The organism is Phocaeicola dorei, from assembly GCF_013009555.1.
Lineage (GTDB): Bacteria > Bacteroidota > Bacteroidia > Bacteroidales > Bacteroidaceae > Phocaeicola > Phocaeicola dorei.
In genome coordinates this window covers 1,911,630-1,935,183 of the sequence record NZ_CP046176.1, presented here as the reverse complement: position 1 = coordinate 1,935,183, position 23,554 = coordinate 1,911,630, and the positions used below count along the sequence as shown (strand labels likewise).

Sequence of the window (23,554 nt, the reverse complement as noted above, 5' to 3'; positions counted from 1 at the left end):
ATTTGAATAAATTGTTTTTGATATGTTTGATTTTAGTAATTGCGAGTTTTCCACTTATTCCTGCCTACTTCTATGACGGCAGGCAATATAGAAACGACAATAATAGCCACAATCAGCAATTTCAGATTCTTCTGTACAAATGGAAGATCGCCGAAAAAATAACCGGCATAACAGAAAATACCGACCCACAAAGTTCCCCCTATCAGATTATACACCATAAAATAATAATAATGCATTTTACCCATACCCGCAACAAAAGGAGCAAATGTACGGACTATAGGTACAAAACGGGCAATAATGATTGTCTTTCCTCCGTATTTTTTATAAAATTCATGTGTCTTTTCCAAATGACTTTGCCTAAATATACGGGAATCGGGATTATTGAAAAGTTTACGTCCAAAAAAGTGTCCTATCATATAATTACAGGAATCGCCCAGCACAGCCGAAATAAATAAAACCAAAGCGAGAATATTAACCTCCAAAGGCATATCGGGCAAAGCCGAAATAGCTCCCGCGACAAAAAGCAAAGAATCTCCGGGGAGGAATGGAGTGACAACCAATCCCGTTTCGCAAAAAATGATTATAAACAGTATGACATAAGCCCAAGTATGATATTCTTGAACAATATCTATCATATATTGGTCAATGTGAAGTATAAAGTCCAATAAAAATTCCATTATACATTAGTTATTAATACATTAACATATAACACCATTCATAAAAGGAACAAGCATCCACCCCAGTTCCCATTATGAAAATATAAAAACAAAAGAAATATAAGGCATAAAAAAATAGGCCTTGCCGAAAAGAAAAATAAGCTAAATAAGAATACGCCTCAACTGATAAATATAGTATTCACTGGAATATTGGGTAAAATAAAGAATAGGTGAAAAAGAAATTTGTTTTTCTTCAGGAAGAAGTACTTTCAAGAATCTAGCCAACTTGGCTATGACGGAAGCAGAGGAATGAGTTCGCAGAATTTTGGAGGAGCACAAGGTGCGAAAAGAAAAAGAAGTAGCTGCACCGCCGATACCGACTTTATAAAAATGGTAGCTTTCATTATTTATCTCTTTTTTTTCCTGCCCGTTATTGCTTTCAGATATGTTGCACAACGCCACCGCACTGTTTTCCAAATCAACTGTACGAACTACATCGTGCTCCTGTCCGCTACCAAATGCGGAACCAAAGCCCGCCAACAGACATACACCTAACAAGATATAAAAAAAATATATATACTTTGTCATAGCGGCTGCAAAGATAAAAAGTATTTTTGAGAGATAAAATCATTCTGCCTTTTTCTTGCATTCTCTGGCAAAAAAAGAATATAACTCTGTACTACATTTCCCGAAAAATTCTCCGGAATCTAAGATAAATGCAATATATTTGTATTGACAGATATGAAAATAATATCAACCTCTTGAAAGAATATTATTCTATGAGTACTTTAGAGAAACTTGACAAAGTAGATTTGCAGATACTACGTACCTTGCAAGAAAATGCCCGACTGACCACCAAAGAACTGGCTGCACGGGTAAGCCTTTCCTCCACTCCGGTGTTCGAACGCCTCAAACGATTGGAAAATGGAGGATATATAAAAAAATATATCGCCGTATTGGACGCTGAGAAACTAAACCAAGGCTTCGTGGTATTTTGCAGTGTCAAACTAAGAAGACTGAATCGGGACATTGCTGCGGAATTTACACGAATAATTCAGGATATCCCTGAAGTAACAGAGTGCTACAACATATCAGGCAGTTATGACTATTTGCTTAAAATACACTCCCCTAATATGAAGTATTATCAGGAATTTATCCTCAATGTCTTGGGTACGATTGACAGTTTGGGCTCACTGGAAAGCACCTTTGTAATGAATGAAGTAAAACATGAATATGGGATTCACATTTAAGTAAATCCCATCCATCCTCTCCCATCAATACCATTTTTTACGCTTAAAATAGAAGTAGATAACTGCTACTAGTATTAACATCAATGTCCATGCAAATACATAGCCATACCGCCACCCCAGTTCAGGCATCCATTGGAAGTTCATTCCCCAGATTCCTGCTAGAAAAGTCAACGGAATAAATATAGTAGAAACAACAGTCAACTGTTTCATGATGCTGTTCATCCGCCAGTCATTATTGGAAAGGTAAATATCTACCAAAGCTGAAATCATGTCACGGCAACCATCTAAAGTTTGCAATACAAACTGCAAATGATCATTGACATCATTAAAGAAAGGACGGCTTGCTTTGTGCAACAGATCATTATCAGTAGTATGCAACAACTTGCTGATTTCCTCCTTTAATGGTAAAATACATTTCTTTATTACACGAAAATTACGGCGGTATTGCTGTATATTTTCAATACCAGGCATATCAGTCTGTTCCGGTGAAAGCAATTGCTCTTCTAAATCCTCTAATCCATCTTCCAATTCCGAAATGATGGATATAAAGCTGGCCATCACACTGTTTAGAATAACACTGAGCAGGAAATCAGACTGCCGGTTACGTATTTTCAACACATTCTTTTCCAATGCCGTATTTATATCATTCAGAAAGTCTGTTTCCTTCTCCATAAAGGTCAACAGATAATTTCCACCTTGCACAATGGCTATTTGTTGTGGCACATAGCCATCATCATTAGAAAAAAGTAACTTCAAAATCACTACATTATATGTATCATGCTGTTCTATCTTAGTCTGATGGTTGGAGTTCAAAATATCTTGTATCGTCAAAAAGTCGACATTAAAATTCTGACAGACATGCTGTATGACCTCCGTATTCTGAAAACCATGAATTTGTATCCAGTTTATAGCATTCTTATTCAAATAAGGGATTAAACTATCTATATCTTTCCCATCCTGCATACAAATACTTTCAGCATTATAACTGCACAAATGCAGATGCGTAGGAGTACAACTGACACCAATATAAGCAAGTTGCTCACTTAGTAAATTATTCTTTGCCATAGTTTCGGTAATGAGTAGTACAAATATAATTCTTTTTTAAAAATTCAACCGTGCTCCTAACCCAAAAAAGAAAAAATTTTCCCCGACAGTCCTCAACGTTTTTTCAAACTAACAGCATAGATTTGGAAAACTAATACCGTAATTTCCAGGAGTTATACCGTTTACGCTTGCAGACTATACCATATCCTTTTGCGTAATATGACTTATTCCTAATTATACTGCATCAGATGAACATACAAGGATCGAAATGGTTCAATATTTCAAGTCCTTCTTCAAGACAAATTACAATACGGTAAAAATTAAATAAAAAGAAGGCAAGTATACCCTATTTCTCAGATTATACCAGTCCGACTCCTAGAAAGACATGATCTACTGAAGCAAGAGAGATGATTATCAATCTTAGCAACAGGAAATAGGGCAAAATAGTATATTCAACTATTATTATTTAATTAAATGAATTGCATAAATAAAATTGTTAAGAATTATGGCAACTGTAAAAGTAAAATTACGTCCGTCAACTGTTCCAGGTAAGGCCGGAACTATCTATTATCAACTGACACATCTTCGTCAGGTTAAACAAATCACTACGAAGATACATCTTCATCCACAAGATTGGGATAGCAATAAAGCACAAATCATTTTCACAGACTCAACCTCATACTTACTTCAGTGTAAAATAGACAGGGATTTAGACCGGCTAAAAAAAATCATCTACAAAATAGATGCTGAATGTGCAAACTATACAGTTAATGAAATAATTGAAAAATTCTATCAAACAACCGCCGATTACAGTATTACTGATTTTTTCACCCAACAAATTCAAAAGCTGAAAAATGACAATCGACGAGGAACCGCTCGTAATTACAGCAAAACCTTAAAAAGCCTGAAGGCATTTATGAAAAATACAGATTCAACGTTCAATATTGTAACTGAACAATTTGTGGAAAGTTACAACACCTTTTTAATTCAACGGGGTGTTGTACGAAACACCATTTCATTCTACATGCGCATATTCCGTTCTGTATATAACAAAGCTGTAACCCAAAAAATCATAGAACAAACTTTTCCATTCAAAAACGTCTATACAGGAGTGGATAGAACCCGAAAACGTGCTGTTACAGAAACGGTGATCTCTCAGCTTCTCTCCATAGACCTAAAAAAGTCCAAGGCTCTGCAATTTGCACGAGATTTGTTCATTTTCAGTTTTTATGCTCGTGGAATGGCTTTTGTCGATATCGTCTACTTAAAAAAATCAAATATACAGAATGGATATATTACCTACGTCAGACATAAAACTGGTCAAGAATTAACTATAAGGATTGAAACCAGACTACAAAATATAATCAACCAGTATGAAAAAAAAGACTCACCATATTTGTTCCCGATATTAAATACAGAAGATGAGAATAAAGCCTACTCACAATATGAAATAGCGCTCAATTACTATAATCGCCAACTGAAACGTCTTTCCAAACTTTTAGAACCGAATATTAATTTATCCTCTTATACTCCAAGACATACCTGGGCTACAACCGCACGCAATAAAAATGTACCTTTGTCAATCATCAGTGCAGGCATGGGACATAGTTCGGAAAAAACCACACTGATTTATTTGACAAAGATAGACAATTCAATTATAGATGAAGTAAATAAAGCTATTATCGATTCGATAAAACAGTAGTTCTAAGTAAGAGACGGTATAAATTCGATGCAAAGATACTTGTTTTTTATTGATTAACAAAATAGATAACATTTTTTTTCTCTATCTATATATAATAATTATGCTTGTGTCTAATATTTAATACTTTACGATACTATGATAGAAAAATTGTTAAATACAATAACATTACAAAATAAAAATAAAAAATAAGTTGTTAAAAATAAAAAACGAAGGGCTAAAGACAAGTTACAAAAGTTTGAAAAATCAGCTTGGTAGGTATATCCTATCATGCTGATTATATTCACATTATAATATTATACCATCTCTTACTTAGAGACAGTATGAATTTGGAGTTACAGTTTATTTTTCTTGGATCAGGAAAAATGCTGCGTGCTAAAGTTTTCAAATTATAGAAAAAAGTTAGTTTAACTCTGATTACTGTGTGTTATATAACATGCAGGAATGGAAGGAATGTCCTTCCATTTTTAAAGTATTAAAGATAAAAATGACATCAAACAATAATTCGAAAAAACACTGGTTTGCATTAAAAGTATTCTATAATAAGGTTTTTGCCATTGAAGAACTTCTTTTGAAGAAAAAGATAAAATGTTATATTCCCTGCGAAACCGTAAAGGTTTTAAAACAAGATGGAACAAAAAAAAACGTACGAAAACCAGTTATCAATTCATTGCTTTTCTTCCATTCGGAAACTTACATAGCAAAAGAGATACAGAAGATCTTGACCGATAAAGTAATTCTCTATACTCGGCAAATAGATTTTAAAAAAATTCCTTTAGCCATTCCCGAGAGAGAGATGAACATCTTCATGCTCGTTACCTCGTCAGGCGAAAAAGGTCTAGAATATTTTGACACAGATAATCCTAAATTTTATCAAGGAGACCACGTAAAAGTCATTGACGGAACATTCAAAGGTGCAGAAGGGTATATCTGCCGCATTAAAAAGAACCACCGGCTTATTATAACAGTCCATGGTGTATGTGCTGTAGCCACCTCTTATATTCCGCAAGCCTTCTTGAAAAAAATACCTTAACGACCTATGCTTTCCCTATTAAAGAATAAAATACGCAATAAATTTTTGCAGACAGATTATATACATCCCTATATAATATGGTGTATCGATGTTTTTTTATCTGTCATATCCTCATTTTCTATCTTTTTATTTTTCCACTATTTGATTAATATCAGCATCCATTTCAACCAGCAGCGTTATATTCTGCTGATAGCGGTCATTTCCAGTATCGTATGGACTGGAATTTGTAAGACCTACGAGGGAATTATACGTTATTCCACCTTAGTAGAACTGACACGTATCATTTATGCCATGCTGCTGAAAGCTCTCACATTTGTTTTGTTTGCATATATAACACTGGATTACATCGGATTGTTCATTTATTCCATCATTATAACAGATTTTATCAGTTCCGTTTTCCTGCTCATGTGTACACGGATATTAACCGTCAATTTCTACTATCATTTATTACAGCTTTTAAAAAAACCTAGACAAGCAACTTTAATATATGGTATCTCCGAAAGGGGAATCAGTCTGGCTAATTATCTACGAAGTGAAAACAATCCTTATAATGTTTTCGGATTTATCACCCGAAAACCCGAAAACAAGAAATACCGGCTTGTGGGATATCAGATATATTTAATTGACGAAGAAAATAGTCTGCGAAAATTATTCAGCACCTTAAAAGTCAATTGTATATTATTTCTAAGCCACACAGATCTCCGTAACGATGAAGAAATAGTGCAATACGGTCTGGAGAACCACATCTGCCTGCGCATTGCACCATTTTTGACAGAACAAACACAATGGAGTAAAATACAATTACGCAATATACAGATAGAAGATCTTTTAAGCCGGGAAGAAATAAACATCGACTTGGATAATATCCGCAATGAATTGTCCGGAAGTGTTATCATGGTGACCGGAGCGGCAGGAAGTATCGGGAGCGAATTGTGCCGACAATTATGTTGTTTCAACCTGAAGCAGCTCATCTTGTTTGATTTTTCGGAAACCGCCACTTACGAAGTAGATATGGAGTTGAAGAAAAGATTTCCAGACCGCTCCATCCTGCCTATCATAGGTGATGTACGCAACCGTGACCGTGTGGAGTCGCAGACAAGACTCTACCACCCCGACATCATCTTTCATGCAGCCGCATACAAACATGTACCCATGATGGAAAAATATCCATGCGAGGCGGTACGTACCAATGTCCTGGGTACAAGCATCATGGCAGATACGGCATTGAAATATGGCGTAAAGAAATTCATCATGATCTCCACAGACAAAGCTGTAAATCCCAGCAGTGTGATGGGTGCTACCAAACGACTGGCAGAGATGTACGTACAAAGCCTCGGGAGTGCTATCCAAGAAGGAAATATAATTGGTAAAACCTCTTTTATAACCACCCGTTTCGGCAATGTGCTGGGCAGCAACGGCAGTGTAATCCCCCTTTTCCGCCAACAGATTATGGAAGGGGGGCCTGTAACAGTCACGCATCCGGACATCATCCGTTATTTCATGACTATTCCCGAAGCTTGCCGACTGGTTCTAGAGGCCGCTTTTATGGGACAAGGAAACGATATCTTTATTTTCGACATGGGTAAACCCGTAAAAATAACCGACATGGCATGCCGGATGATAAAACTGGCAGGTTTACAACCGGACAAAGACATTGAAATCGTCTATACCGGTCTGCGACCAGGCGAGAAACTATATGAGGAATTACTCTATAATGAAGAGAACTCTACTCCTACCCTTAATCCGAAAATATTCAAAGGTATCAGTTTAAAACAAGATTACGATAAAATAAAGCCCGCCCTGCAACAATTGGTTGAGGTTGCCCAGACGGACAATAAAAAAGAGACCGTATATCAGTTGAAGCAAATTGTACCGGAGTTCAAAAGTATGAACTCCGTATATGAGGCGCTGGATGAAAAAACATATATATCCAAAAAAATGAAATCCAATATAATGTTTAACTAAAATGAATCGCAAAATGAAAAAACATTTCATTGCGTTTATGATGCCATTTCTAACCTTGGCTACGGGATTTGCACAAGAAGCGGCTCAAGATGTTCCTGTCAAACAGGATACAAAGGAGATCTCTTATTGGACAGACCCTGCAAGCGGGGACAAACGGCTCTTAAACAAGTCTAAATTCAGAGACAACTGGTTTGTCGGATTGCAGGCCGGCGCCTTTTATTCCTGGGGGACCCATACTTCCAGTTCTGGATTCTTCGACCAGTTCCGTCCCGCCGGTGCGTTGTCCATAGGCAAGTGGATCGCTCCTGCCGGAGGTATCCGCCTCCAAGGTTTCTATGGAAGCAATGCCGGACGAGCAAGCAACGACAAGCCCTACTATTGGGACGCCATGGGGGTAGGCCTAGACGGATTGTTCAACTTCACCAACCTCTTTTGCGGGTATGAAGAAGACCGGACCTTCAACCTGATCGGTATCTTGGGAGCCGGTTACGAACACACCGCCAACTTCAGCAAGCGTACCTGGAACGACGGAATATACAATACCGAATCGCAAGACCTGCTGTCCATCCGCCTGGGTCTGATGGCGAAATTCCGCCTCGGTAAAGCGTGGGACTTTAATCTTGAAATCACGAACAGTTTGCTTGACGACTCATTCGACGGTTGGGAAGGCGAAGGTTCAAACGACCGCTGGGATGGCCATGTCAACATATTGGCAGGTGTCAGCTACCGTTTCAAAAATCATAACGGCTCACGGCAATTCACCTACGCCCGCCGCGACATGTCGAAATATGACGAAGCAAACGCCGAAATCAACCGCCTGCGTGAAGCCAACAAAGCGGCAGCTCCTCCTGTCACAAAGATTGAGACAGAAGTGGTGGAAAGCAATCATATCCGTTCGTTTATCTCGTTTGACAATGCTTCCGCCGCAATCAACAAACTACAGGAAGTAAACGTTTACACAGCAGCAGAAAATATAAAGAAGCTAGCCGATGGCGACCTCTATATCACTTCAACCAAAGAAGTAAGAGACACCGAATTGTTCATGGCACGGGCACAATCCATCCGCAATGTGCTAGCCAACACATACGACATTCCGGCCGGACGTATTTTTATAGAGAAAAACCCTGCTGTCATTGCATCGCTCGATCCACAAAAGAGCTGCGTCATAGTGTACATCAATGAATAAACGACCCATTTTAAAAGTATAATTTGGCATGAAAAAAATAGCTATATTATTTGTGGTCTTCTTTTGTTCTGTATCTTTATGGGCACAAACAATAGAAGACGATGCAACTTGGAAATTAAAGACCGACACTGTACGGGCGCTAAAGCATTACAAGGCCGGTGACAACTGGTTCATCGGAATTCAGGCCGGCGCCAATCATTCGCTGTCCGAGAACAGCCGCTTCGGATCTTTCGGCGCCATGACCAGACCAAGCATAGCCCTCTCGGTCGGTAAATACTTCTCACCCGCCATCGGAGCACGTGTGCAACTCGCTTATTTGAAACAAATGTCACGCGCCAACAGCGAAGTGATTGAAGCCTTTCCCGAGGTGTATGGCAAAGGGAACTACGGTTTCAATATGTTCAACGGTTATTTGGACGGATTGTTCAACCTGCACAATATTTTCGCCCAATATGACGAAGATATCCGTTTCAATGTAGTAGGTATCTTGGGTATGGGATTCAACTCCAGTTTCGGATTCGATGATAAAGTCAAAGAGTGGGACAAATCCCCCAGTGAGGAGTTTGCCCCCTACCAAATCAGCACTGACAACAAAACGTTTTTCTCTCTACGCGCAGGCCTCCAGTTCAATTATATGTTGAGCAATGCGCTTGACATCAATCTGGAAGCGACCTTCAACGCAACGGACGATGCTTTCAACGGTACGCGTTACGACCGCAAATGGGATTCATACGCCAACGTCATGTTAGGTCTCACCTATCATTTCAAGGACCAGTACGGCGATCGCCGCTTCCGCTACACAGAGGTGAACGACCAGGCATGGGTTGACGAATTGAACCGCAAGATCAATGAAGAGCGTAACAAGCCGGTACCGGCACCAGTCGTCACAGAAGTGAAGAAAGAGGTAGTGAAGAACGAAATGTTGGGTATGACCGTATCATTCATTATCGACAAGTACAATATTACCGATATCCAGAAAAAGAATGTGGCAGAAGCTGCCAAGTATTTGGAAGACCATCCGGAAGTCAACCTGATCATAACAGGTTATGCCGACGTACAGACTGGTAATCCGGCCTACAATTTGAAATTGAGCCAGCGCCGTGCCGAAGCTGTCTGCAACATGATGGTGAAAGAGTTCGGTGTGGATCCAAGCCGCATCCGGGTGGATTACAAAGGTGATAGCCTGCAACCATACCAGCTGAAGAACGAGTGGAACCGTGTTGTAGTGTTCATCACCGAAGCACGCAACAAATAATTTTTTGTTCATAACTGAAAATGAGTAAGATTTGGTTGTCATTGGCACACATGGGCGGATCCGAACAAGAGTTCGTCCGTGAGGCTTTCGAAACCAATTGGGTAGTTCCCTTAGGGCCGAATGTAGATGGCTTCGAGCATGACTTGTCACAGTGGCTTTCAACGCATTGCGACCAGGAGGTACACGCCGTGGCATTATCATCAGGTACGGCAGCCATCCACTTGGCATTGATCATGCTGGGCGTAAGCAAAGGAGACGAAGTGATCTGCCAAAGTTTCACCTTTGCTGCGTCAGCCAACCCCATTTGTTATCAGGGTGCTACCCCCATTTTCGTGGACAGTGAGCCTGATACTTGGAATATGGATCCTATACTGCTTGAACAGGCCATCTGCGACCGTATGAAACAGACCGGCCTCAAGCCCAAAGCCATTCTTCCAGTACACCTTTACGGCACGCCTGCCCGCATGAACGAAATCTGTGACATTGCCTCCCGCTACGGCATCCCCGTGGTGGAAGACGCTGCCGAAGCAATGGGGGCCGTTTACAACGGACGCTATTGCGGGACCTTCGGTCAATATGGGATTTTCTCTTTTAACGGCAACAAGATGATCACCACCAGCGGTGGCGGCGCCTTATTATGCCATACGGAAGAGGAAGCCCAGAGAGTGAAGTTCTATGCTACCCAGGCACGTGAACCGTTCCCCTGGTACCAGCACGAACAGATCGGATACAATTACCGGCTCAGCAATGTGTCGGCTGGTATCGGACGCGGGCAGATGCGTGTAGTGGACAACCATATCGCACACCGCCGTGCCATCCATCGGCTATACACCGAGCTGCTGGCAGGACTTCCGGGTATCACTGTGGTAGAACCCAAGAAATCTACCATATTTCTACCCAATTATTGGCTGACTACAATTAAAGTGGACAGTAACGAAACCAGTTTCAGCGCCTTGCAGCTGATGCAGCACTTGGCAAAAGCCGACATCGAGACCCGTCCGCTTTGGAAACCGTTACACCTGCAACCCGTATTCTCATCCTCCCCCACCTACGTCAACGGAGTATCGGAAGCCCTGTTCAACTGTGGACTCTGTCTGCCTTCGGGATCAATGATGACGTGCGAGGATGTGATGCGTGTAGCGGATGCGATACGGAGTATGAGATAGATAATTTATTTAATAACAGACAGAGTTCTGCAAGAACTTGGCTATATGAAAGTTTCATAGTAAAGAGAAAATTGTAAGATGTTAGGAATTTGGAGATGTAACGTGAACAAGCCGAAAGCGACATGTCACATCCGGATATTTATCTCCGTAAATCGGTAAAGACTGTAAATCACAGTCGTTTCATCCTTTTTATTCTTGATTCTTATTGATTGAGTTCTTGCAGAACTCGGTCATGTTTTTCTCTTTTCAAACTTTTGCCCTCTTACAGAATAAGAAGTCTGGCAAAATAAGAAAAAAAAGATGACAAAGAAAGTTTATACAAAGCCGGAGCTGAAAAGCGAGGCTTTCGTGCCGCAAACGCATGTGGCTGCTTGTGGAGATAGTGGAACTGTTTATAAGTTTACTTGTGATGCACCAAGAGGAACGTTGTATTATTTTAGAGATAAGCCTGCTTCTGGTTCACAACCCACTACAGGAAATCGAGGTATTTGGCTAGGAAACTATCATCCATGTAGTGCATTTCATGAAGCCGAAGCCCAATCTGGTTTTTATTGGGGATATGTTGATTACAACCATAATCAGAAATTTGAGAAAAGTGAATTAGTCATTGTTTGGAGAGGACAAAAGGGCTGGGAGGGTCACGCCACCAAGAACCTTGACATAAATTCTTGGGAAACTGCTAAATCCTAATCGGTAAATAAAACAGTAAATCGCAATCTTATTCATTTATTTCAATCTTGATTCCTAACGCTTAGATAAATTTATTGATTCTCATTAATAGAAATAGAGATTAAATAATATATGATCAGACTACTGGAGGAACTAAGTCAGAATATCGTTTGAGCTGCAAAGAATTAGTGTAATGAAAAGGAAAATGAAAGGATCATATTGTAGATGGTAAATCGCAATATATCAATTATTTCAAAATTCTTTCACACCGGAGTTTCTCCGGGACCCAATCACTATTTCGCTTCAAACCTTTTCTGATTTCCTTTCCTCCGAAACAGGAATCAAAAAAGAAAAAAATAGTATGAAGAAAGATTATCAAAAACCGATGCTTATTAGCGAAGAGTTCATTCCGAACGAATATGTAGCTGCATGCTATAACTTTAAAGCACTATTTCATTGTCATTATGGAGAAAACAATACAAACAATCATGGAAAACCATGCGCTACAACCTATGTAGATATTAATGGTATCCATGCTACAGGGCACGAAGGGACTATAGAAAAATGGGGTATACCTATTCTCAATATTGATTGGAATGGATTCGATTTAAGTGACGCAAAAGTAGGTGACAAGATTAGAAGCATCAAGTGGACTAGCTATGATACAGTAAATAACACTGGAGAATACAATCATCAAGGTTGGGGTGAAATCAAATCTGCTGTTGAAGAAATACCAGGTCGTCCTAACCACTCTTAAGACATTCCCCTATTTATGAAATTCGCATCAAATAACAGTATAGACTTGGACCTTAAAAGTAAAGTCTATACTGTAAACCTCTCAAATTAGGGTTCTAAAATATCTATCTTCGCTGCGAATCAAAATTTACGAATTATGCAAAGCAATGAAGACCTTGAAAGATTCTACTTTCCCTATCTTTGGGTCTATCATCGTAAAATATAGACTTGGTTGTATGCCAATAGTTAAAAATCAATCGAATTTGATAATATCTTTTTGTGAGATGCCAATTCTGGTGCCTTATAAAAAGGATATGCTCTAAATTAAGTATTAACTTTTGTTGGGCTTCAAAAAGGGAAGATAATCTATATATTTTCCATCGAGACAAATTTCGGTAACATATACGACCACGGAAGTAAATGAAATCCAATACACTAGACTCAAAAACTTTTCTTTGAAAAAAAATCATTATCCTAGTGGAATCCCTGCAAGACATAAACCCTGTGGAACGGGCATTGGTGAACAAAGCGACGGCAAACCGTACTCCGATCAATGCCACTATTGAATTGACACCGACGTGCAATTTCCGTTGTGATATGTGCTATATCCGCATGGAGAAGTCACAAGCCGAGAAAAGAGGAGGATTACGGAGCATAGAGGAATGGCTGCACATTGCCGACCAGCTACAGGAAATAGGAACCCTCTTCATCTTACTGACAGGAGGCGAGCCCCTACTCTATCCTGATTTCAAAGAATTATATATCCGGCTGAAAGAAAAAGGATTCATCCTCACCATCAATACAAACGCGACTTTGATAGATGACGAAACAGTACGTCTGTTTCAACGTTTGAAACCCCGGAGGGTGAATGTCTCGTTATATGGTGTGACCAACGGAACTTATCTCAATCTGTGCCACGCGACAAACGGTTTCGACCGTTGCCTGGAAGGACTGAAACGATTAAAAGAATATGGCATAGATACCAAACTGAACCTCACCTTGACACGACAAAATATAAAAGAACACCGGCAAATGCTGGAACTAGCTGACGAATGGGACTTACCTATGCTGACCAACAGTTACATTTCAGTCTATTCACGGCCGGGATGCGCCACCACGCTACCCCTTGATACGTGCCGCCCCGTACCGGATGAAGTGGCACATGCCGAGGTTGAGGCACTGGAACATAAATATGGCAAGGAATACACATCATACGCCACTCATGTCCTCCAGCAATTGGAACGTGGAGAATCTCCCGTACCTGCTGAAGGCATCGGACTTGCCTGCCGGGCAGGTAAAAGTTCCGCATGGATCAACTGGCAGGGCGTCATGACTCCGTGCGTCGATATGGAAACACCAGCCGTTTCGCTACTTTCCACAACCGTAAGCGATGCCTGGAAACAAATAGTAACCAAATGCGAACAACTTCCGTTCCATAAAGAATGCGCAGGTTGTACCTTACGCTCTATCTGTGATGTCTGCTATGCCAATGCCCGCAATGAAAAAGGGCAATGCGGCGGCATCGGCTACCTTTGCCGCATTGCAAAAAGTAAAAAGAAACAAATGAAAGGAAGTCTATAAAGACTTTTCTCATAAATACATATACATTCCAAGTTATGGATCATCTTCACGATGCCAACCTTTTAGAACGGGCATTGGTGGACAAAGCCAATCAGAGCCGTGTCCCGATCACTACCAACTTCGAGCTGACTCCCACCTGTACGCTCAACTGCGACATGTGCTTCATACGCACCGAACGCAGCGTGGTGGAACGGCACGGAGGTTTATCGCCTTTGCAACAATGGCTCGACTGGGCAGAACAACTTCAAGACATGGGTACACTCTTCATCCTTCTCACCGGAGGTGAACCGATGCTCTATCCACACTTCAAGGAGCTGTACACCCGGCTGCGCGAAATGGGATTCATCCTGACTCTCAATACGAACGGCACACTCATCGACAACGAAATGGTACGCATCTTGCAGACCCACAAGCCGCGGCGGATAAACGTCACCCTGTATGGAGACAGCAGAGAAACTTACGGACGCTTGTGCCACAATCCGCAAGGATACACCCTGTGCATGGAAGCCCTGAAACGGTTGAAAAAGGCAGACATTGATGTGAAACTGAACGTAAGTATCGTACGAAAGAATGAAAAAGATTACGACGAGATCATCCGTCTGGCCCAGCATCTGGACATTCCGGCAGAAGTAAACTCATACATGTTTCCTCTCTCACGCCCCGAATGCGGAAGTCTGCGTAACATTCTAACTGAAAGACTGGATGCCGACGAGGCGGCCCGCATCGAGATGCAATATATGGAGTACAAAAAAGGGAATGACATGGCACGATACATGCACGACTTGAAATATACGCTTGCCCATGTGGAAGGAACACGAGCCTGCTCTTTGGAGTGCAGAGCTGCCAAGAGTTCATGCTGGATCAACTGGCAAGGCATCCTCACCCCCTGTGTGATGCTGGATCAACCGGCCGTTGACCTGAAAAAGATTCCGATGACAACTGCATGGCAACAACTTTTAGAAGAAGCCAAGGAACTGGTATCCCATACCGAATGCGAGGGTTGCCACCTTCGTCCCGTATGCAACGTATGCTATGCCGCCGCACACTGTGAAAAAACAATCACCGGAAGCATGGACTATCTTTGCCAGATGGCGAAAGCCAAAGAACGGATCATTACGAATTATCCCCCCGTAATACATTAAAAACTGAAGATTGTGAGACTGAATATCGGCCCGCTAACGATTGAATTGTCAGGAGTGACAGAACAGGAGATTCCTGTTAACAGCCGTTTGTTTCTCGACCATAAACCCGCTACCAAAGAAGCGGACCGGTACTATACATTCTATTTTGTCAACCGTCTGCCTTTGCCGTCCAACGACTGGCAGATCACATTCCAACGCAACGACATCGTAGTTTTCCGGAAGGAAGAACAAGAAACACGCCTGCTGGCTGTAGGAAACCTGAATGCCTGCTATGCTCTCTATCAGGAAAGAAACGAAAGAGATGCCAACATCTATTTCATCGAAGGTCTGAAAAGAGAACTGCAAACAGATACCCTGTTCATTTCCTGCCTGTGCCTGGAACGTCCTTTATCTGTCCAGGGATGTTACATACTACATTGTACTTTTCTGGATTATCGTGGGCAAGCCATCTTATTCAGTGGTCCTAGCGGCATTGGCAAATCGACGCATGCCAACCTGTGGTGCCGGCATATTCCCGGCACCCAGGTACTCAATGGCGACCGTGCCCTGCTCTGTCCACTTCCAAACGGCGACTACGAGATAACGGGATGGCCTGTATGCGGTTCCAGCGGTATCTGTCACAATGAACGCCGCCCGTTGGAGGCCATTGTATTCATCGAACAGGCATCTGATAACACCATCCGTCCCCAGACAGCCATGAAGCATTTCAAAGCTCTCTGCTCGCAGGTTACAATCAACTGGTGGAATCCAAAGCTCACCGGCAAAGCACTCGACGATCTGCAGGTTTTGACCAGACAGACAAGCATCAGCACCTATGCATGCAACATGAATCCGGAAGCAGCCTTCACCCTGCACAGGTATCTGACCAAACTGGAAATTATCCGATAATGTGAAATACGCCCCATTATGAAGACTGTCGATACGAAAGAATATATATCCATGCTGCGTACCCTCATTGAGGAAGGAAAGCAGGTGAGCATGATCATCTCGGGCAGCAGCATGGCTCCATTCCTGATCCACGCAAGAGACCACATCTACCTGAAAAGCCCCTCCGGTGAACTTCGGAAAGGAGATATGGTGTTCTATCAGCGAAGCAACGGTGAATATGTCATGCACCGTATTTATAATGTTAAAAATGAAGAATATTATCTTATCGGTGACGCCCAGACTGTCATCGAAGGTCCAATTCAAAGAGAACAGATTTTCGCCATCATTATCAAGGTGAAGCGAAAAGGGAAATGGATAGTTCCAGAAGATTTCCAGTGGAAATTCTTCGCCCACATATGGCCGAACATAATTCCTTTACGCAGGACCATCATTAAAACATATCGTTTTTTCAAAAGATGAAAAGAACCAAAGAATTTATCAAACGAAACATAGCCGGAGAAATCGTACTGGTTCCTTCCGGACAGACCGCCCGAGAGTTCAACGGAATGGTCACCCTGACCGAAACCGGAGAATTTATCTGGGAGCATATCGAAGAAGCAGAAAGCTTCAACCATCTAGTACTGTTGATTCTGGAGGAATACGAAGTGGATAAAGACACCGCATCGCAAGATGCCGCAGGATTTATCATGCAACTGCTGCAAGCCGGCATGATCCGTCCCACAGGTATAAACTGGTAAACAGTAATCTGTTCAATTCAGATATGACAAACAATACAATAAGAAATGTTAGAAGAGAGATTCGTTTTCTTCGCGAGAAGCGCCGGATCTGTAAAAAATGTTAGATCAGGTAAGTTCAAGACCCTATGTTATCAGCGGATAATAGAATGAACTTACATTTTATTCCCCATTACATCTGCCTGTGAAGGTCGATGTAATTTTAACTATAAATAGGATAATGCAATAATATAAAGACAATGAGACTCAATTCTAATTTAATTCTTCGCCAAGTAGGTGGAGAATATATGATTGTCAATCCGTTTTCTGAAACCATGGATATGGCACAGGTCTATTCCTTGAATGAAACAGCCGCCTGGTTATGGAAACAATTGGAAAACAAGGAATTCACGGTAGATGAAGCCGGAGCACTGCTGTGCAATGAATATGAAGTAAATAAAGATACAGCCCGAAACGATGCCAACGAGCTGTGCCGACAATGGTTAGAAACTGGGTTAGCCATAGAATAAGACAAAAAGATGATCTCAGCCCCATTACAAAAGGCTTTCATGCTTTTGCTAAGGCAAGGACTGTGGGACCGGCAGGAAGACTGTTCCGCCCTTTTTCCTCTAGATGAAAAGGAATGGAATGAAATTCACAGCATGGCAAGAAAACAAACCGTACAAGGCATTATTTACGATGGCATCCGCCTGTTGCCGACTGAAGCCGTACCTCCCCGGAAGGTATTGCTTGGCTGGATGGTGGAAGTTGACACCTTGGAACGGGTGAACCGGCAACACCGGGAAACGATTAAAGCCCTCCAACAGATTTATGTACAATCACCTTCTATCCCTTTCCTGCTGCTAAAAGGGATAGGGACAGCTGACTTCTACCCTCATCCGGAACATCGCATAGCCGGAGACATCGACCTGTGGTTCGGAAACAAGACACAAACCGAACAAGCCAACCAACGGATGGAAAAATTAGGATTACCGGTAAAAAGAGGAACCAATGGTGAGGCTTCCTGTCTGATAAACAGAGTTCTGATTGAACATCACAGCAGGCTGATAGAGTTGCACAACCCTTTCCTCCAAAAAGAAATCCGCCAATGGGAAGCGGGGGTCTTTACCAACAGCCAAGGCAAACTTCCGAACGAAGCGAATCATCTATTACTTTCCACCCACATATTGAAGCATCTTATCAATGAAGGGATCGGACTACGACAATTGTGTGATATAGCCATGGCTTTTAACGCATTACATTCTGTTACAAACAAAAACGAATTAGAGTGTATCTGTCGCAAATGGCACATTCACCGGTGGAACCGGTTACTTTATGCCCTATTGATAAAATATCTTGGCGTGCCGGCCGACCTTTTACCATTCAGTACCAGTCTCTGTCCGGACAAGTTAATGCAAGAGATTTGGGAAAGTGGCAATTTTGGACATGGAGACGAACGTTACGGTGAACGTCCCACCGGGAAATGGGCGAACAAACGATACACGTTGAAGCGGATCTTTCACAAAATGCACTTATCGTTAGGTTATGCTTTCGACGAAACTTTCTGGTGGCTGGCCGGATTAGCCCTCTTACGTTTCAAGGAAATGATAAAAAAGAAATGAAAGAATTGCTGAAAAAGTTTTTGCAGAAGCTCACACGGGAGAATCTGAGCAATACATGTCAGTTAGGATGGAAAGCTTTCAAATGGGTTATGCAGGTAACAGAAGGATACCATTGGCTCATCACCTTCTCTATCTTTTCGGGTATTTTCGGAGTGGTCATGTCATTGGTCAATGTGGCCATGTCCAAATGGATCATCGATGTAGCTACCGGAGCACAGGAAGGGAATATTTACCTGGTAGCCACAATAGTAGCCTTATCCTTCCTGCTGGGTATGGGGATAAAACTTGTATCTCCCTGGATTTTTGGCAAGATCAACATGCGCATCAGTATCCGCATGCAAAATTCGCTGTCCGACGCCCTAATGATGTGTTCATGGAAAGGAGCAGGGAAATGGCACACAGGCGACCTGCTGACCCGTATCAGCAGTGACGCTTCCGAAGTGTTGGGAATGGGAATGGGCATTCTACCCAACCTGCTGGTTACCGGCTTGCAATTGGCAAGCTCTTTTATCTACTTGTGGATTCTTGACGCGCGTTTAGCTTGGTTCATACTGGGAGTCACCCCTCTTGTTTTATTGTCAAAGATTTATTTCAGAAAGGTCCGGGAACTGAGCTGTGCCCAAAAAAAGATGAACAGCGAGATGGGTACCGTCATGCAAGAAAATCTGTCCAAACGGATTCTAGTCCGCTCGCTCGGAGCCACCAACTACCGGAAACAGAAATTACATGAAACACAAGAGAAGTTGTTCAAATTGGGAATGGAACAAATCAAATTTTCCACTTTTACGCAAGGGGTCATGGGATTTACATTTGGAGGAGGGTACTTATGTGCATTCCTTTGGGGTATTTTCCAACTGCATAACCACGAGATAACATTCGGAACAATGACAGCCTTTCTTCAACTGGTCGGACAGGTACAGGGACCTTTTTTAGGGTTAATATCCATCCCTCCCAGTCTGATACGGGGATGGACCTCCGTGGAACGGTTAATGGCCCTCTTTGAAGATGTAGAACCGGACGAACACCCGGTCTACATAGACCAACCACTGACACTGAACTTTCGGAAAGTGTCTTTTGGCTATGAAGAGGGACAGCCGGTACTCGACCGGTTTACAGCTGCCTTTCATCCGGGAAGTTCCACCGCCATAGCCGGACCTACCGGAACAGGAAAAACGACCATTATCCGGCTGATACTGGCTTTGGTTTATCCGGAAAAGGGACGCATCGATTTGACAACTGATGACGGACGGACACTCAGTGTGACCCCCGATTTACGCATCAACTTCGTCTATGTGCCCCAAGGAAATACGTTGCTGAGCGGTACCATCCGGGAGAATTTATGGCTGGGTAGTCCGGGAGCAGACGAAGAGGCTCTGCATAAAGTCATCCGGCTGGCCTGTGCTGAATTTGTGTTCAGTCTGCCGGAAGGACTAGATACCAAGATAGGGGAACATGGATATGGCTTGTCTGAAGGACAAGCCCAACGGATTGCAATAGCCCGCGCACTGTTGCGTCCCGGGCGGATCTGGCTGTTTGATGAAGCATCATCGGCACTTGACACCGAGACCACCACACACCTCATGGACAATTTGTTGCAATGGGGAAAGAATAACACATTAATATTTGTGACACACGATTCACGACTGATGGAACGATGTGACCAAGTGATTCATATAAAGGAATAAAAAACAATTAATTATAAAACAATGGATAAAACAATCAAACTGGCCTGTCTGTTGGCAATAATCATTTTTAGTTCGTGCGCTTCACGCAAAGATTTTGTCTATTTACAAGATATGGATGAACTACAGGAATATCCTATGGTTCAAAAATATGAAGCCATCATCCATAGGGATGACAGATTGAGTATTATTGTGAACAGCAAAAACCCAGAACTGTCCCTGCCTTTCAATATGTCCGGAAGCAGAAGCTATTCTGTAGAAGCAGACGGAAGCATTTCCAACAATGAAGTGGGGGTATTAAGTGATGAAAAAGAAAAAGGTTATTTAGTGGATATCAACGGGAATATAGACTTTCCTGTGCTGGGACAACTGCATGTGGAAGGACTGACCCGCCGACAATTAACCGAACTGATAAAAAAACGACTGATCAACGAAGAATTGCTGAAAGATCCTATGGTCACCGTCAATTTCTTGAACTTCAAATTCTCCGTGCTAGGAGAAGTTGGACATGTAGGAACCTTTGAAGTGAAAGGCGACCGCATCACTCTTTTAGAGGCTCTTGCCATGGCTGGAGACCTGACCCCCCGATCCCGTCTGGACCGTATCGCCGTCATCCGCGAATATGGGAACAAGCGACGAATCCTGTTCCACGACATCCGCAGCAAAGACATCTTCACGTCGCCTTACTATTACCTGCAACAGAATGACATTGTCTACGTAGAACCTACCAACATGAAGGCCACCGAACAAGCCCAGAGAAAACTGAGCACATGGAGTATGATCCTGTCCTTCATCACCACAATCACCTCGCTGGTATTGCTGACTACTAAATAAAAAAGAAACGACATGATAAGAATGAGTGAACAAAAAGATATGTCGGGAGATAAGACCTTAAGCGGGGGAGGATTCAATATCAACCCCGTTGACATCATCATGTACCTGTTGTCCAAATGGTACTGGTTTGTATTGTCGGTCAGTCTGTTCGGCGGATATGCATGGTATCAATATGCCAAACTTCCCTTTATCTATTCACGGTCAGCCACCGTCATGATAAAGGACGCCTATTCAAACAACATCGGTCGCGGGCTGGACCGTTTTAACACCTATTCATATACCAATGTATCCAATGAGATCCTGCAATTCCAGTCACACAAACTCATGCGCGATGTGGTGAACCGTCTTCACGCCAATGTATGCTACCTCATCATGGATGACTTGCGTGAGGAGGAACTTTATACGCAAGCCCCTGTCAAGGTTTCATTCCCGGAAGAAGAGGATCATCTTGATTTCAGCCTGACAGTCAGAATCCTGAACAGGAAGCAAGTCCGGTTATCCGATTTCTCGACAGACGCCACAAGTATAACGCTAACAGCCAATCTGGGTGACACCATCCAATCGCCCATAGGAAAAATAGTGGTCTCACCCACCTTATATTATACAGACAAGTGGTTCAATACACCAATTACGATACGCCGGCAGAGTACGGACACAATGGCCAGCCTGTTCAGAAGCAACCTGAACATCAGTCAGGCCGAGAATGATGCCTCCATCCTCTACCTGTCACTCCGTGATTACTCCACCGCCCGTGCCGAAGATGTACTCAATATGCTGATTACAGTGTATAATGAAGAGACTATCAAAGATAAGAACCAGATAGCCATCAATACCTCCAACTTCATCAACGAGCGTTTGGTCATCATCGAAAAAGAACTAGGAGGCGTGGAAAACGAACTTCAGTCTTACAAACAAAACAATGATATTATTGATATCGGTTCGGCCGCTTCCATGTCCATGTCAGACAAACGGCAGTACAGCTCGACCACTCAGGAACTGGAATTGCAGGCACGCATGGCACGCTACATCAAGGGCTACCTAGTGGACCCATCCAAAGAGACTGAGCTTATCCCTTCAAACACCGGCATAGCCGACATCAACATTGAAACCCAGATAGCGGCCTACAACGCCAACAAGTTGAAACGGGACAAACTGATAGAAGGAAGCAGTGACAAAAACCCCATCGTCCAGGAACTGAACAAGAATCTGATTGCCATGCGACAGAATATCATCCGGGCCATCGACAACATGATTGTCAGCATCGATGTGAAACTGAACGAGGCCCGAAGCAGGGCCGGAGAAGCCCAGTGGCGGGTGACCAACATACCCAGACAACAGCAACAGATGCTTTCTATCGAACGTCAGCAACGCATCAAAGAGGAACTTTACCTCTATCTATTGAACAAACGTGAAGAAAATGCGCTGGGCCAGGCCACCACCGAAACCGACGCCCGTGTACTCGACCCTGCCGGAGGAGGGGATACTCCGATTTCTCCCAACGGACGCAGCATGATCATGGCAGGTATCATGAAAGGAATCGCCCTGCCGGCAATTGTCCTGCTATTGTTCCTGTTCTTCGATACCCGCATACGCAACCGCAAGGACATCGAGGATGCTGTAACCGTTCCTTTCTTAGGCGAAATACCCAAGGATTCATCCAAAAGGAAGATAGAGAATAAAAAAACAGCGCATGGCATCGCTGTCCGTGCCCAGGGGCGTGACATTGTATCGGAAGCCTTCCGTATAATACGCACCAATATGGATTTTATGCGTGTCAAGTCAAAGAACATGCAAGTCGTCACTTTCAGTTCGTTCGGACCGGGTGCCGGCAAGACATACGTATCCAGCAATCTGGCGGCCAGTTTCGCGCAAACCGACAAGAAAGTCATCCTGATTGACATGGATATCCGTAAAGGGACTTTGACTTCACATACCCGCCTTCATACAGAAGAAAAAGGAATGACCTCCTTCCTGGCAGGCAAGGCCACGACGGATGAAATCATCAAGCACAACGAAATCTGTGAAAACCTAGATTTCATTCCGGCCGGTCCCATCGCACCCAACCCATCAGAGCTATTGCTCAGCGAACAATTGGAAGTGATGATTGCCGAACTGCGTAACCGTTATGACTATATCTTTGTCGACAATGTGCCTGTAGGAGTAGTGGCCGATGCCGCCATCACCAACCGCATAGCCGACTTGACCATCTTCGTGGTACGGGTTGGCAAGCTAGACCGCCGCATGTTGCCGGAGTTGGAAAAAATATACCGTAGCGGACAATTGAACAATATGTCGTTAGTACTTAACGGTGCTATAGTAAAAACAAGCGGATACGGAGGATACGGCTACGGTTACGGATATGGCTACGGTTATGTGGATGGTTCCGAATCAAGCTGGAAACGATTGTTCAAAAAGAAATCCTGAAACCTTAAGA

Annotated in this window: 22 protein-coding genes; 19 read left to right on the top strand and 3 right to left on the bottom strand. The window is 42.7% G+C overall.

Annotated elements, in window-relative coordinates; all coding sequences use genetic code 11:
- Positions 1-32: 32 nt before the first annotated feature.
- Positions 33-677: a DedA family protein gene (locus GKD17_RS07985; RefSeq protein ID WP_007838133.1), complete on the bottom strand. Its 645-nt coding sequence runs from the start codon at positions 675-677 to the stop codon at positions 33-35.
- A 141-nt stretch (positions 678-818) separates the two neighbouring features.
- On the bottom strand, positions 819-1,244 hold the full coding sequence (locus GKD17_RS07980; RefSeq protein WP_007838131.1) for a hypothetical protein: 426 nt from the start codon (positions 1,242-1,244) through the stop codon (positions 819-821).
- 191 nt (positions 1,245-1,435) lie between these two features.
- Between GKD17_RS07980 and GKD17_RS07975 the strand changes: the two genes are divergently transcribed.
- Positions 1,436-1,906, top strand: a complete 471-nt coding sequence (locus tag GKD17_RS07975) for an Lrp/AsnC family transcriptional regulator (RefSeq protein WP_008652383.1) — start codon at positions 1,436-1,438, stop codon at positions 1,904-1,906.
- A 24-nt stretch (positions 1,907-1,930) separates the two neighbouring features.
- On the opposite strand, the gene corA is transcribed toward GKD17_RS07975, so the two are convergent.
- The gene (gene corA / locus GKD17_RS07970; protein WP_007838128.1) at positions 1,931-2,971 is read right to left on the bottom strand and encodes a magnesium/cobalt transporter CorA; all 1,041 of its coding nucleotides are present in this window, start codon (positions 2,969-2,971) and stop codon (positions 1,931-1,933) included.
- 484 nt (positions 2,972-3,455) lie between these two features.
- On the opposite strand from corA, the gene GKD17_RS07965 reads away from it, so the two are divergent.
- The 18 genes from GKD17_RS07965 (at position 3,456) to GKD17_RS07880 (ending at position 23,544) form a co-directional block, all read left to right on the top strand.
- On the top strand, positions 3,456-4,652 hold the full coding sequence (locus GKD17_RS07965; RefSeq protein ID WP_007838127.1) for a site-specific integrase: 1,197 nt from the start codon (positions 3,456-3,458) through the stop codon (positions 4,650-4,652).
- A gap of 484 nt (positions 4,653-5,136) precedes the next feature.
- The gene (locus GKD17_RS07960; RefSeq protein ID WP_007843813.1) at positions 5,137-5,682 is read left to right on the top strand and encodes a UpxY family transcription antiterminator; all 546 of its coding nucleotides are present in this window, start codon (positions 5,137-5,139) and stop codon (positions 5,680-5,682) included.
- Between the two features lie 141 nt (positions 5,683-5,823).
- Positions 5,824-7,647, top strand: coding sequence for a polysaccharide biosynthesis protein (locus tag GKD17_RS07955; protein ID WP_227191546.1), 1,824 nt, complete (start codon positions 5,824-5,826; stop codon positions 7,645-7,647).
- Positions 7,648-7,660: 13 nt separating this feature from the next.
- Positions 7,661-8,833, top strand: a complete 1,173-nt coding sequence (locus tag GKD17_RS07950; RefSeq protein ID WP_007845014.1) for a hypothetical protein — start codon at positions 7,661-7,663, stop codon at positions 8,831-8,833.
- A 28-nt stretch (positions 8,834-8,861) separates the two neighbouring features.
- Positions 8,862-10,088 carry an OmpA family protein gene (locus GKD17_RS07945; protein WP_007838117.1) on the top strand — a complete coding sequence of 409 codons (1,227 nt, stop codon included), beginning with the start codon at positions 8,862-8,864 and terminating at the stop codon, positions 10,086-10,088.
- Positions 10,089-10,108: 20 nt separating this feature from the next.
- The gene (locus tag GKD17_RS07940) at positions 10,109-11,254 is read left to right on the top strand and encodes a DegT/DnrJ/EryC1/StrS family aminotransferase (RefSeq protein ID WP_007838116.1); all 1,146 of its coding nucleotides are present in this window, start codon (positions 10,109-10,111) and stop codon (positions 11,252-11,254) included.
- 300 nt (positions 11,255-11,554) lie between these two features.
- On the top strand, positions 11,555-11,944 hold the full coding sequence (locus GKD17_RS07935) for a hypothetical protein (RefSeq protein WP_007838115.1): 390 nt from the start codon (positions 11,555-11,557) through the stop codon (positions 11,942-11,944).
- Between the two features lie 340 nt (positions 11,945-12,284).
- Positions 12,285-12,680, top strand: a complete 396-nt coding sequence (locus tag GKD17_RS07930) for a hypothetical protein (RefSeq protein WP_007838114.1) — start codon at positions 12,285-12,287, stop codon at positions 12,678-12,680.
- 455 nt (positions 12,681-13,135) lie between these two features.
- On the top strand, positions 13,136-14,239 hold the full coding sequence (locus GKD17_RS07925; RefSeq protein WP_032936523.1) for a radical SAM protein: 1,104 nt from the start codon (positions 13,136-13,138) through the stop codon (positions 14,237-14,239).
- A 35-nt stretch (positions 14,240-14,274) separates the two neighbouring features.
- Positions 14,275-15,381 carry a radical SAM protein gene (locus GKD17_RS07920; protein WP_007838112.1) on the top strand — a complete coding sequence of 369 codons (1,107 nt, stop codon included), beginning with the start codon at positions 14,275-14,277 and terminating at the stop codon, positions 15,379-15,381.
- A 12-nt stretch (positions 15,382-15,393) separates the two neighbouring features.
- On the top strand, positions 15,394-16,269 hold the full coding sequence (locus GKD17_RS07915; protein WP_007852523.1) for a hypothetical protein: 876 nt from the start codon (positions 15,394-15,396) through the stop codon (positions 16,267-16,269).
- An 18-nt stretch (positions 16,270-16,287) separates the two neighbouring features.
- Positions 16,288-16,728 carry a S24/S26 family peptidase gene (locus GKD17_RS07910; RefSeq protein WP_007845024.1) on the top strand — a complete coding sequence of 147 codons (441 nt, stop codon included), beginning with the start codon at positions 16,288-16,290 and terminating at the stop codon, positions 16,726-16,728.
- Positions 16,725-17,006 (top strand): PqqD family protein, encoded by a 282-nt coding sequence (locus tag GKD17_RS07905; protein ID WP_007838109.1) that lies wholly within the window; start codon positions 16,725-16,727, stop codon positions 17,004-17,006. The genes GKD17_RS07910 and GKD17_RS07905 overlap by 4 nt, the downstream gene beginning before the upstream one ends.
- Positions 17,007-17,242: 236 nt before the next feature.
- Positions 17,243-17,512 (top strand): PqqD family protein, encoded by a 270-nt coding sequence (locus GKD17_RS07900; RefSeq protein WP_007838108.1) that lies wholly within the window; start codon positions 17,243-17,245, stop codon positions 17,510-17,512.
- A 132-nt stretch (positions 17,513-17,644) separates the two neighbouring features.
- A complete protein-coding gene (locus GKD17_RS07895) occupies positions 17,645-18,604 on the top strand; it encodes a nucleotidyltransferase family protein (protein ID WP_234219234.1) in 960 nt (319 codons plus the stop codon).
- A complete protein-coding gene (locus GKD17_RS07890; RefSeq protein ID WP_007838106.1) occupies positions 18,601-20,289 on the top strand; it encodes an ABC transporter ATP-binding protein in 1,689 nt (562 codons plus the stop codon). The genes GKD17_RS07895 and GKD17_RS07890 overlap by 4 nt, the downstream gene beginning before the upstream one ends.
- Positions 20,290-20,310: 21 nt before the next feature.
- Positions 20,311-21,120: a polysaccharide biosynthesis/export family protein gene (locus GKD17_RS07885; protein WP_007838105.1), complete on the top strand. Its 810-nt coding sequence runs from the start codon at positions 20,311-20,313 to the stop codon at positions 21,118-21,120.
- Between the two features lie 12 nt (positions 21,121-21,132).
- A complete protein-coding gene (locus GKD17_RS07880) occupies positions 21,133-23,544 on the top strand; it encodes a GumC family protein (protein WP_007838103.1) in 2,412 nt (803 codons plus the stop codon).
- Positions 23,545-23,554 lie beyond the last annotated feature (10 nt).

Bases quoted from the DNA above. Each gene is read 5' to 3' on its own strand.
- GKD17_RS07985 (WP_007838133.1), bottom strand. From the start codon at position 677: ATGGAATTTTTATTGGACTTTATACTTCACATTGACCAATATATGATA.
- GKD17_RS07980 (WP_007838131.1), bottom strand. From the start codon at position 1,244: ATGACAAAGTATATATATTTTTTTTATATCTTGTTAGGTGTATGTCTG.
- GKD17_RS07975 (WP_008652383.1), top strand. From the start codon at position 1,436: ATGAGTACTTTAGAGAAACTTGACAAAGTAGATTTGCAGATACTACGT.
- corA (WP_007838128.1), bottom strand. From the start codon at position 2,971: ATGGCAAAGAATAATTTACTAAGTGAGCAACTTGCTTATATTGGTGTC.
- GKD17_RS07965 (WP_007838127.1), top strand. From the start codon at position 3,456: ATGGCAACTGTAAAAGTAAAATTACGTCCGTCAACTGTTCCAGGTAAG.
- GKD17_RS07960 (WP_007843813.1), top strand. From the start codon at position 5,137: ATGACATCAAACAATAATTCGAAAAAACACTGGTTTGCATTAAAAGTA.
- GKD17_RS07950 (WP_007845014.1), top strand. From the start codon at position 7,661: ATGAAAAAACATTTCATTGCGTTTATGATGCCATTTCTAACCTTGGCT.
- GKD17_RS07945 (WP_007838117.1), top strand. From the start codon at position 8,862: ATGAAAAAAATAGCTATATTATTTGTGGTCTTCTTTTGTTCTGTATCT.
- GKD17_RS07940 (WP_007838116.1), top strand. From the start codon at position 10,109: ATGAGTAAGATTTGGTTGTCATTGGCACACATGGGCGGATCCGAACAA.
- GKD17_RS07935 (WP_007838115.1), top strand. From the start codon at position 11,555: ATGACAAAGAAAGTTTATACAAAGCCGGAGCTGAAAAGCGAGGCTTTC.
- GKD17_RS07930 (WP_007838114.1), top strand. From the start codon at position 12,285: ATGAAGAAAGATTATCAAAAACCGATGCTTATTAGCGAAGAGTTCATT.
- GKD17_RS07920 (WP_007838112.1), top strand. From the start codon at position 14,275: ATGGATCATCTTCACGATGCCAACCTTTTAGAACGGGCATTGGTGGAC.
- GKD17_RS07910 (WP_007845024.1), top strand. From the start codon at position 16,288: ATGAAGACTGTCGATACGAAAGAATATATATCCATGCTGCGTACCCTC.
- GKD17_RS07905 (WP_007838109.1), top strand. From the start codon at position 16,725: ATGAAAAGAACCAAAGAATTTATCAAACGAAACATAGCCGGAGAAATC.
- GKD17_RS07900 (WP_007838108.1), top strand. From the start codon at position 17,243: ATGAGACTCAATTCTAATTTAATTCTTCGCCAAGTAGGTGGAGAATAT.
- GKD17_RS07895 (WP_234219234.1), top strand. From the start codon at position 17,645: ATGGCAAGAAAACAAACCGTACAAGGCATTATTTACGATGGCATCCGC.
- GKD17_RS07890 (WP_007838106.1), top strand. From the start codon at position 18,601: ATGAAAGAATTGCTGAAAAAGTTTTTGCAGAAGCTCACACGGGAGAAT.
- GKD17_RS07885 (WP_007838105.1), top strand. From the start codon at position 20,311: ATGGATAAAACAATCAAACTGGCCTGTCTGTTGGCAATAATCATTTTT.
- GKD17_RS07880 (WP_007838103.1), top strand. From the start codon at position 21,133: ATGATAAGAATGAGTGAACAAAAAGATATGTCGGGAGATAAGACCTTA.